Origin of the sequence: Mycobacterium sp. D16Q13, from assembly GCF_002013375.1 — a bacterium.
GTDB lineage: Bacteria > Actinomycetota > Actinomycetes > Mycobacteriales > Mycobacteriaceae > Mycobacterium.
Map to the genome: position 1 here is coordinate 1 of NZ_MAEW01000004.1, position 10318 is coordinate 10318.

Below are 10318 nucleotides of genomic sequence, written 5' to 3' on the forward strand. Positions count from 1 at the left end.
GCGGGTGCCGGCGCGGCGGGAGCCGCTGGGGCCGGGGCGGGAGTCGGGGGGACTGGTTCGGCCGCGGCAATCGGTGCCAAGGCGCTCATCGCGAGCCCGCCAGCGAGAACACCTGCGCTCAGCAAGCCGTAGGCCGTGCGCCGCGAGGTTTTGGCTGACATGACATTCCTCCTACTTGTTTGGGGGATTACAGCCAACGTATCGAAATTCGGCGCCATTTCGAAACACGGACGCGCGTAGTCACCAGAAGGTTACCGAGTCTTTATCGTCGGCCAGATTCTGAATTTCACGATCCTATTTTTCGTCCAACACAACGTTGCCAGGGAGCGCGAAAGGCACGTCCAGCCACCACTCGTTTTTCGCCAAGGCAGGCTGTTAGTAACCGTGTCATTGCAGGTTGCCGGGATATATGCAGACAGGGGGCACGGTTGGTCGCGTTGCTGTAGCATCACGACCACGCCACAGGAGACTGCGTGCGTCACACCGAACGACAGGAACCATCGTGCAGTCAGTCATGATGCGCACCAGCGACTACCTTCGCAGGTATCGATGGTTGACGGTCGCTGTCTGGCTGATTCTCATTGTCGCGGCGGTGGGCCTGGTGGCAGGCCGGGGCGAAAAACTCACCGGCGGTGGTTTCGAGGTCGCCGGGTCGCAGTCGCTCACGGTGCACGACGCGATGGAGACCGGATTCCGTGAGCACGGAGCGTCTCCACTGGCACTGGTCGCCGCGCCACGTCCCGATGCGACCGTCGCCGATATGACGGCCGCCGTCGATTACCTCAAGCAGGTGGCAGCCCAGATCCCTCAGGTTTCCGTCGAGCCCATTCCCGCGCAGCTGACCCCGCAACCGGACCGCCCGTTCGTCGTCACCCTGCGCATCGGGTTCGACAACACCGGTGCGACCGACATCGCCAAGGACCTCCGCAAGAAGATAGGTGTGCACGGGGGTGAGCCCGGGCACATCGCCGGCGGCCGAGTGTCTCTGTACGTCATCGGCCAAGGTGCGCTGGGTGCCGCGATGACCGAACAGATCGCCGGGGACATCAAACAGGCCGAGAAGTGGAACATCCCGGTCATCCTCATTGTGCTGATCGCAGCGTTCGGCTCCCTCGCCGCGGCCTCCCTGCCCCTGCTCTTGGGCCTGTGCACGGTGGCGCTGAGCGTCGCGATCGTGCTCGCGCTGTCCAACATCACCACTATTTCGGTGTTCGCCCTGCCGACGGTCACCATGATCGGCCTCGCCGTCGCGGTGGACTATTCCCTTTTCATCCTCATGAGGTACCGCGAGGAGCTGAACTCCGGGAAGAACAAACAAGAGGCCATCGCCGGGGCCATGGCCACCTCGGGCCTCACCGTCACGTTCTCCGGTCTGACGGTGATCGCCGCCCTCGCCGGTATCTACCTCATCGGCACCCCCGCGCTGGCGTCGATGGCCTCCGGCGCCATCATCGTCGTCGCCATCGCCGTCCTCACGTCCACCACACTGATGCCCGCGCTGCTCGCCATCTTCGGCAAGGCTGCGGCCAACCAGTCCCGGCTTTTACGCGTCTCACCGCTGCGTAAGCATTCAATTCCGTTCTGGCGCAAGTGGACCCAGGAAGTTATGCGCCGGCCATGGCTCTCCGCGCTGGGCGCCTCGATATTCCTGCTCGCACTCGCTGCGCCGAGCCTGCAGATGCAGGTATCCAATAGCATGCTGCGCCAATTCGATTCGTCCCATGAGATCCGTCGGGGCATCGACGCCGCCGCCGTCGCCATGGGTCCGGGTGCGCTCGGACCGGTACAAATATTGCTCACCTTCGACGGCGAAAACGGCAATGCGCAGGATCCCCAGCACGCACGGGCCCTCGAGACCGCCAAAGAAACGATCGCGCAGGCCCCGAATATCGCGCGGGTCTCGGATCCCATCTTCTCCACCGGCGGACATGACGCGCTGATCTCGGCCGTGCTTTCGGTGGACCCCGAAGCGACTGCCGCGCGCGAGACCGTTAGCTGGCTACGCGCGAATGTGCCCGAAGCGCTCAAGGATTCGGGGGCTGATATCAACGTCGGCGGCCCGACGGCCTTGCTGTTCGACTACGACAACCGGGTCGAACACTCCCTGTTAGGCGTGTTCGCGTTTGTCTGTGTACTCGCATTCGTGATGCTGCTGGCCACGCTGCGCTCGCCGGTGCTGGCACTCAAGGGTGTGGTGATGACGGTGCTCTCCGTCGCCGCCGCCTACGGCAGTCTGGTGATCGTCTTCCAGTGGGGATGGCTGGAATTCCTGGGCTTCCATAAGGCCAACATCGACAGCAGCATCCCGCCGCTGGCTCTCGCACTGACCTTCGGTCTCACCATGGATTACGAGATCTTCCTGCTGGCACGCGTGCGCGAGCGGTATCTACGCACCGGCGATTGCGCCGACGCGGTCTCCTTCGGCGTGCGCACGAGCGCGCGCACCATCACCAGCGCGGCGCTGATCATGATCGCGGTGTTCATCGGATTCGCGTTCGCCGGAATGCCGTTGGTCGCGCAGCTGGGCGTCGCGTGTGCGGTGGCGATCGCGGTCGACGCCACGGTGGTGCGCTTGGTACTGGTACCGGCGCTGATGGCGATGTTCGACCAGCGCAACTGGTGGCTGCCCGGCTGGCTGGATCGGGTGCTTCCGACCGTGGACTTCGAAACCCCATGTGTCGACGAGCTTCCGGGTCCGCATACCGAGAGTGCGCTGCGACTTCAAGGATCCGGGCTCGAGGAACCGCGTATCGACTATCACGCCATCGCGGTCTCGGCGGCCCGACTCAAGCGCCTCGCCGACGGCGGTACCGTCACCGCACCCGACACGCAGTCGGTGCTCGCGGACCGCTGGCGTGACAACTTGACTGTGGCCCTGGAAGCCCTGCAGGCCGGCAAAAATGGAACGGACACCGATGCAGTCGGAATGCCCGGCCCCCTGTCTCGGCTGACACCGGTCGAAACCACGCAGGTAAAACTGCCGACGGGACAGAAGTGTGCTGTACCCACCGACGCCGAAGCACTACGCATGCAAGGACTGTTGTTGATGCGCCGCAATGCCGAACGTGATTACACCGAGTTCGCCCGGCTCGCTTCGCAGATGGATCCGCAGACGGCGGCGAAGGTCCTCGCGGGGCTCGATCAGCATTACTGTGTACAGTCCAATCAGAGGTGGGTTTCCAGCCAGCTGGTACGCAGGCTCGCTGACCCGAAACCCGGCGACGGAGCGATGGAAAGCCCCACGGTGCGCAGGCAGTGCCTGTCCGTGGCGGTGGCGATGTTGGAGGATGCGAGGTGACGGTCACGAGCGACGCTCCAGCCGTCTCACCCGAAGTGCCCGACGAGCCTTCGGGTTCCGGTGACACCAACTCCAGTTCCGCGGAGACCGTCCAGCCGGGGCGCAGTGACAAGCCGGTAACCCACTGGACCACCTCCGAGATCCTCGATGCCCTGCAAAGTGGCGACCTGTCCGATTGGCAGGCAATCGTCTACGCGCTCAAACGCGATCCATTCGGACGCACCGCACGCCAGGTGGAAGAGGTGGTGGGCTCCGACGAGCTTTACGGCATTTCGACCGTGCTGCAGGAAGTCCTCACCCGAGCCCGCGACAACCTTGCCGAAGCCGAACAGCGAGAAGCGGCCAACGAGATCAACCTGCTGTTCGAGGCCTCAGGTCTGCGTGAAGCCGAGTTTGCTTCCCGCATAGGTGTTTCAAGTAGCGAGCTCTCCTCATACCTGACGGGCACGACCAGCCCATCGGTCGCGATGCTGGTTCGGATGCGCAGGGTAGCCCGACGGTTCGGGCGCACCCGCCCCCGCGGATGACACGTGCGCCGGTCCGGGTACCTGCGTAACCAATGTCAGTTCCCTGGGAGCTGTCCGATCGTTATGGCAGCCCGCCTGAATTCGGCCTAACCTCGTGCCATGACCGACGAGACAAAATCTGACGAACCCACGGGTGCGATTTCAGCGCCCACACACACGCCCCCGCCCGCACCGACCGCACCCGCCGGTGCACCGAAACCCCCGCCCACCAATGTCGGCTGGGCAGTCGCCGCCGTTGTCTTCTTCTGGCCGTTGGCCTTCAGCGCGTTCACCAACGCACTGAACGTCACTCAGTTCTGGCTGACCGGCCAATTCGACCGCGCTCAAGAATCCTCGGACCGCGCCAAGCTGCTCGGCAAGATCGCCCTGCTGACCGGCCTAGTGCTGCTGTTCCTGTTCATTGCCGTTCGCATCGCATGCGCAATCTGGTGGCACACGCACGGCGGTGGCGGCGGTGGCTGGGGCCACCACGGCGGCTGGCACCGCACCTGGGATGACGACGGGTGGAACGGCCCAGGCCCGATGGGCCGTCCCGGTCGCGATAACTAGCTAGAAGTCGTCGGGTGCACTGGGTGCAACGGGCCAGCCAAACGCAATGGCGGCCCGTTGCACCGCACCTGCCCTCAGCTCGGTAACCAGACCGGCTCTGGCCAGCGCCTGCAGGCTCACCCCGCCCATGTAGACGGATCCGAGGTCGCGCACGGTCAGCGCGATATCGGCTTCCTCCGTGGTGATTTCGCAGCTCGCATCGGCCAGACGGCCGCGCAGACGGTAGCGTCCCGAATTCTTCGGCAGGAATTCATCGGTTACCTCCAGCACCACGTCCACCTCGGCGGCGTACCGCCGCTGTGACAGCGCCGCCGGAATGTCGACCAGCCTCACCTGGATCGCATCGCTCACCGCGCACTCCAGCGCCGAATGGTTGGCCACCAGATAGCGCAGCTCCTCATGTACCGACGCGCCGTGATACTTGATCTTGCGGACCAGATCCATATCCAGCAGATAGCGCCATGTCCGGGCGTAGGCGCGCGGATTGGTGCCCAGCACCTCTTGCACGTGCAACTCGGCATCGGGTCCAGCATCACCCCACCCCGGCTTCGGCCGATAGATGGCGAATCCGCTGACTGTTCCGTCTGATTCGTAGTGCAGGACGAAACGGATCTTGCCGGAGTCTTTCTGGCGTTCCTCGTTATCAAGAGTCCAGGAAGCCCACCACTCGGAGGTCCGGGACATCTGGCCGGGCAGTTCCGCGATGGCGTCGTCGTAGACGGCGGGCGCCGACGCCAGGAAGGTTTCGGCGTCTACCTCTTCCAGGGTGCCGTCGCCCAGATCCACATCTGGCCGGAAGGCCAGCTCCTTGACCCGGCCGGACAAATCCGCGGCCTCCGTCGCGACTCCATAGCCAAATCGGCCGTAGATCAACGCTTCCGAGGCGAACAGCATGGCGATAGCCTCGCCGCGCGAGCGGACGTCCTCCAGCTGATGACGCATCATCGCGGTCAACAGACCCCGGCGGCGATGTGTGGGCGCCACCGTGACCGCGGTGATGGCGGCCACCGGTACGACCGTTCCACCCGGTAACACCACCTGACGACTGAAGGCTCCCGCTGTCGAGACCCACCTCTTCCCGTTGTGGAATCCGATCATCCGATCCAATTCGGTGAACTTGCGGTGGGCCTCGATCTCGTCCTTCTGCAGGTCCTGCAGAAACACCGAGTACGACGAGGACATGAACGACTCGTAGTCGTCCTCACTGTGGATGGTGCGTAGGGTCAGGTCAGACACATACCCATGTCTACCGTGACATACCAAGACCTGTCACTCGAGTTTTCGGTGTGCTGGGCGTGACCAGAAAGGAACCGCGGTGTGGACTGCCCCCGATGACGCGGCAATCGCCCAGATACTGCGCGAAACCAAGACCATTGCCATCGTGGGAGTTTCGGCCAATCCCGACCGGCCGAGTCATGGTGTCTATCGCTATCTGGCAGCACACAGCCCCTACCGAATCTTCCTGGTGAATCCGACCATCTCCGAACTCGACGGCGAGGCTGTCTATCCGAGTCTTGAGGCGCTGCCGGAGACACCCGACCTGGTCGATGTCTTCCGCCGCCGCGAAGAATTGGCGGGTATCACTCAACAGGCCATCGACATCGGCGCGCGCACCCTGTGGTTTCAGCTCGATCTCGTCGACGTCGAAGCCGCGAACAGGGCAACCGATGCCGGGCTGCAGGTCGTCATGGACCGCTGCACCGAAATCGAATTCGCACGTATCGGTTCGCGTTAGCCCTTAGCGGGCGCAGCGCCGATCCGATCGATCGGCGCGATGTTGTCCACGAGCCAGGAACCGTCACGCTTGGCCAGCGTCATCCGCAGTGCCAGCACCGACTCCTCGGGTTGCGTCTTGGCCGCGACGCTGGTGCGTCGCACCAGTGCGGCCGTCACAGCGTCTTCGGGGCCGAGCGCCTCGATCCCGACTGAGATGATCTCACCCTGCTGCGAGATTCCTTTGGCCTTCAGTTCGGCGGTAGCCCGGTCGAAGTCGCGCGTGAAGGATTGCCGCTGCCCCTCGGTCATGTGCTCGATGGCCTTGTGCACGTATGAGTCCGGGCTTCCCGGGGAGAAATTCACCACCGCCTCGGCCACTGCCGTCACGACATCGGTCACGGCCGAACGGTCCGCGTTCCCTTCCCGGTCGGGCACCGTCCAATGCCGGTATCCCACCATCGCGACGGCCAGCATCGAGACCGTGGCCAGAGCGACAATTGCGGTGCGCAGCGCAGGGCCATCGTCGTCCGTACCGACGGTAACCGAATCCCGCCTGGCCAGATAGGCATTCACCGCCACCCCCTGGACGATGAGCAAGCACGAAGCCGTACACACCACCACCCACCACGTGGGCCAGCCCAGAATCACACCAAGCTCGACGATCGCCAGTACCGTCGCCAACGGCGCCAGCAGGTCAAAAAGAATGACCCGCAATACATTCCGTCTCATCGCAGCAGCTCCAGACCGGTCACCAGTAACTGGTCTTCGATTTTCGACACCGCGAGCCGCAGGTGCCACTGGTTGACCTTCGGGGGCGCTTTGGCATCCCGCGTCACCGAGGTGGCCACCACCATGACGCGGTCAACCCGCTCCACGGACGGCAGACCGATATCCTCGCCCGGAATCTTTGCGCCGATCCTGTCGATAACCACCGAATCGATCTCCCCGGCCGCATCGGCGTCGACAGTTCGCGCGAGCTTCACGACACCGGCGATCATCTCCACCAAATGATCGCTGAGCTGCCCGGCGGTACCGTCCTGCAGTGTCTGCACGCTGGAATCGACATTGCTCTTCTTCATGTTGATCAGGGTGTTCACCCAGGTCACAGCGGTGTCGAGCACGTGGGAGTCGTAGCGGTCGCGGGCCTCCTGGCTGCGATGCCCGGTGATCACGAGGACTGAAAACACCAGGGCGACAACCGCGATCACGCCAAGAACCGCCGACAGCACGCCATACCGGGAGAAGACGGGTCCATCTCCGCTGCCAAGGCTGGGTGCCGGGTCGTCTTCGCTCACGGGCCTCACCCTAGCGACCCGTGCCACCATGGACGGGTGACGACAGAATCCGTGCTGCCAAAATCCGGTATTGACCTGAGCCACCGCGACGAATCCATCCGCCCGCAGGACGACCTGTTCGGCCACGTCAACGGCCGCTGGCTCACCGAATACTCCATTCCTGCCGACCGTGCCGTCGACGGCGCGTTCCGGACTCTGTTCGACCGCGCCGAGGAGCAGGTCCGCGGGATCATCACCGAGGCGAGCGAGGCGGGTGCGGCCGAAGGGACCGAGTCCCAGAAGATCGGCGACTTGTTCGCGAGCTTCATGGACGCCGAGACGGTCGCGGCGGTCGGTCTGGCGCCGCTACACCAGGAGCTGGACGGGATCGCCTCGGCGCCCAATGCCACCGCGCTGGCGGCCGTCGTGGGCGCCTTGCAGCGCGCCGGAGCGGGCAGCGGGGTGGGCTGCTACGTGGACACGGACGCCAAAAATTCCTCGCGCTACCTCCTGCACATCAGCCAGTCCGGCCTCGGCCTGCCCGATGAGTCCTACTACCGCGAGGAGCAGCATGCGACGACGCGAGACGCCTACCGCGCACACATCGCCGCCATGTTCGCGCTGGTCTACGGCGACGGTGACCACACCGACACCGCCGACCGGATCCTCGCCCTGGAGACCAAAATTGCGGCAGCGCACTGGGATGTGGTGAAGCGACGCGACGCCGAGCTGAGCTACAACCTGGTGAAGTTCGCCGACCTGGAGCACACCGCACCCGGATTCGACTGGACGGGATGGATATCCGGACTGGGGGCCACCACCGGCCAAGTCACCGAATTGGTGGTGCGACAGCCCGACTATCTGACCGCATTCGCCGGTCTGTGGGCCTCGGAGCCGTTGAGCGACTGGAAACAGTGGGCAAGCTGGCGGCTCATCTGTGCCCGCGCGGCGTACCTCACCGAACCGCTGGTGGCCGAGAACTTCGATTTCTACGGACGCACGCTGTCGGGTACCGAGCAGATCCGCGACCGGTGGAAGCGCGGTGTTGCGGTGGTCGAGTCGCTACTCGGCGAAGCCGTGGGCAAGCTGTATGTCGAGCGCCACTTTCCGCCGAATGCCAAGGCCCGCATGGAAGTTCTTGTCGACAACCTGCGCGAGGCGTATCGGGTCAGCATCACCGACCTGGAGTGGATGACCCCGGAGACCCGCGAGCGAGCCCTGCAGAAACTCGATAAGTTCACCCCCAAAATCGGCTACCCGGCAGCGTGGCGTGACTACTCGACCATCGCGATCCGTCGCGACGATCTGCTGGGAAATGTCCGGCGCGCCACGGCGGCGGAGTGCGATCGAGGTCTGGCCAAGCTTGCGGGCCCGGTCGACCGCGATGAATGGTTCATGACCCCCCAAACGGTGAACGCCTACTACAACCCGGGCATGAACGAGATCGTCTTTCCCGCAGCGATTCTGCAGCCGCCATTCTTCGACGCGGACGCCGACGACGCCGCCAACTACGGCGGCATCGGGGCCGTCATCGGTCACGAGATAGGGCACGGATTCGACGATCAGGGCTCCAAGTACGACGGCGACGGCAACCTGGTCAACTGGTGGACAGACACCGACCGCGACGAGTTCGGCACGCGCACAACCGCGTTGATCAATCAGTACGACGAGTTCGTACCCCGCGAGCTGTCCGATCAGCACGTGAACGGCGCGTTTACCGTGGGTGAAAACATCGGCGATCTGGGCGGTCTCTCGATTGCACTACTGGCTTACGAGATCTCCCTCGGCGGCAACCCGGCTCCCGTCATCGATGGGCTTACCGGTGCGCAGCGAGTGTTCTACGGCTGGGCGCAAGTGTGGCGGACGAAAGCCCGCGAGGCAGAGGCGATCCGGCGCCTGTCGGTGGATCCGCACTCACCACCGGAATTCCGGTGCAATGGCGTGGTGCGCAACATCGACGCGTTCTACGAGGCCTTCGAGCTGAACGCCGACGACGAGCTGTTTCTGGAAGCCGATCAGCGCGTACGCATCTGGTCCTGACCCCCGACGAGAAAGCCCCCGGCCATTGGCCGGGGGCTTTCTCGTACTACGGCGGAGGATCTAGAAGCGCTGCCAGTCGTCGTAACCGTCGTAGTCCTTGTACGGACCACCGGGCGAGTTCTTCACGATCACCGGGTCACCGGGGTGGGACTGGTTGAAGTACCAGGTGGCGTTGTCGGTGCTCAGGTTGATGCAGCCGTGGCTCACATCGCGCTTGCCCTGATCGCCGACCGACCACGGCGCCGCGTGGACGAAGATGCCGGAGTTGGACAACCGGGTAGCCCAGAACACGTCGAGCTTGTAGCCCTCAGGCGAGGTCGTCGGCACCCCATAGGTTGACGAGTCCATCACCATCTTCTGGAACTTCTCGCTGACGTAGTACGTGCCGTTCTTGGTCTCGTGCTTCTTGTCGTGCTTACCCATCGACATGGGCATGGTGCGCTCGACGACACCGTTGCGCGTCACCGTCATCGTGAAGGTCGCATCGTCGACGGTCGACACAAAGGCGTCGCCAACCTTGAAGCTCCACCTGGTTCCACCCGCATTGACGTTCACATCGGTGTTCGCGGGCCAGAACTGCGTGGGCTTCCAGCGCAACTGCTGATCGGTGTACCAGTAGAAATATCCTGGCACAGACTTCGAGGTCGTGATCTTCACGGCGGCCTCGGCGGCCTTCTTGTCCGTCACTGGCGCGGCGAAGACGATCGTCACGGGCTGGGCCACGCCGACAACGTCACCGTTATTGGGCGAGTTCTTCAGCAAACCCACCGGCAGCGGTGGCACATCACCCGTCGGAGGCGCCCCGGGAGGCGGTGTGGTCGGCGCCGGCGGGGGCGGAACCTCACCCGGAGGCGGTGCATCGGGCGCGGGCGGCGGTGGCGGCAGTTCCCACGGCAGCGGCGGGGGGGGGGGAA

The 10318-nt window shown here is 64.2% G+C and carries 9 protein-coding genes and 1 pseudogene; 5 read left to right on the forward strand and 5 right to left on the reverse strand.

Translation table 11 applies throughout. The features are described 5' to 3' along the window. A pseudogene (locus B4400_RS24300) lies at window positions 1-161 on the reverse strand (hemophore-related protein); the annotation flags it as partial. A gap of 353 nt (window positions 162-514) precedes the next feature. On the opposite strand from B4400_RS24300, the gene B4400_RS06500 reads away from it, so the two are divergent. The 3 genes from B4400_RS06500 to B4400_RS06510 all read left to right on the forward strand — a co-directional run bounded on the left by B4400_RS06500 (window position 515) and on the right by B4400_RS06510 (window position 4374). Beyond that, window positions 515-3298: an MMPL family transporter gene (locus tag B4400_RS06500; RefSeq protein ID WP_078307056.1), complete on the forward strand. Its 2784-nt coding sequence runs from the start codon at window positions 515-517 to the stop codon at window positions 3296-3298. Beyond that, window positions 3295-3825, forward strand: coding sequence for a helix-turn-helix domain-containing protein (locus B4400_RS06505; protein ID WP_078307054.1), 531 nt, complete (start codon window positions 3295-3297; stop codon window positions 3823-3825). Before B4400_RS06500 ends, B4400_RS06505 begins: the two co-directional genes overlap by 4 nt. Window positions 3826-3924: 99 nt before the next feature. After that, window positions 3925-4374: a CD225/dispanin family protein gene (locus B4400_RS06510; RefSeq protein ID WP_078307052.1), complete on the forward strand. Its 450-nt coding sequence runs from the start codon at window positions 3925-3927 to the stop codon at window positions 4372-4374. Here the strand turns inward: B4400_RS06510 and B4400_RS06515 are convergent, their stop codons facing one another. Then, window positions 4375-5610, reverse strand: coding sequence for a GNAT family N-acetyltransferase (locus B4400_RS06515; RefSeq protein ID WP_078307050.1), 1236 nt, complete (start codon window positions 5608-5610; stop codon window positions 4375-4377). A gap of 79 nt (window positions 5611-5689) precedes the next feature. On the opposite strand from B4400_RS06515, the gene B4400_RS06520 reads away from it, so the two are divergent. Then, on the forward strand, window positions 5690-6109 hold the full coding sequence (locus B4400_RS06520; protein ID WP_078307048.1) for a CoA-binding protein: 420 nt from the start codon (window positions 5690-5692) through the stop codon (window positions 6107-6109). Here B4400_RS06520 and B4400_RS06525 read toward each other — a convergent pair. Both B4400_RS06525 and B4400_RS06530 read right to left on the reverse strand, forming a co-directional pair. Continuing rightward, a complete protein-coding gene (locus tag B4400_RS06525; RefSeq protein WP_078307046.1) occupies window positions 6106-6819 on the reverse strand; it encodes a hypothetical protein in 714 nt (237 codons plus the stop codon). The two genes, B4400_RS06520 and B4400_RS06525, sit on opposite strands and share 4 nt — an antisense overlap. Then, a complete protein-coding gene (locus B4400_RS06530; protein WP_078307060.1) occupies window positions 6816-7298 on the reverse strand; it encodes a hypothetical protein in 483 nt (160 codons plus the stop codon). Before B4400_RS06530 ends, B4400_RS06525 begins: the two co-directional genes overlap by 4 nt. 123 nt (window positions 7299-7421) lie before the next feature. Between B4400_RS06530 and B4400_RS06535 the strand changes: the two genes are divergently transcribed. After that, complete coding sequence (locus tag B4400_RS06535; RefSeq protein ID WP_078307043.1) at window positions 7422-9404, forward strand: M13 family metallopeptidase; 1983 nt, start codon at window positions 7422-7424, stop codon at window positions 9402-9404. A 60-nt stretch (window positions 9405-9464) separates the two neighbouring features. Here B4400_RS06535 and B4400_RS06540 read toward each other — a convergent pair. Further along, on the reverse strand, window positions 9465-10318 hold an 854-nt coding region (locus B4400_RS06540), incomplete at its 5' end, for a L,D-transpeptidase (RefSeq protein WP_286151537.1).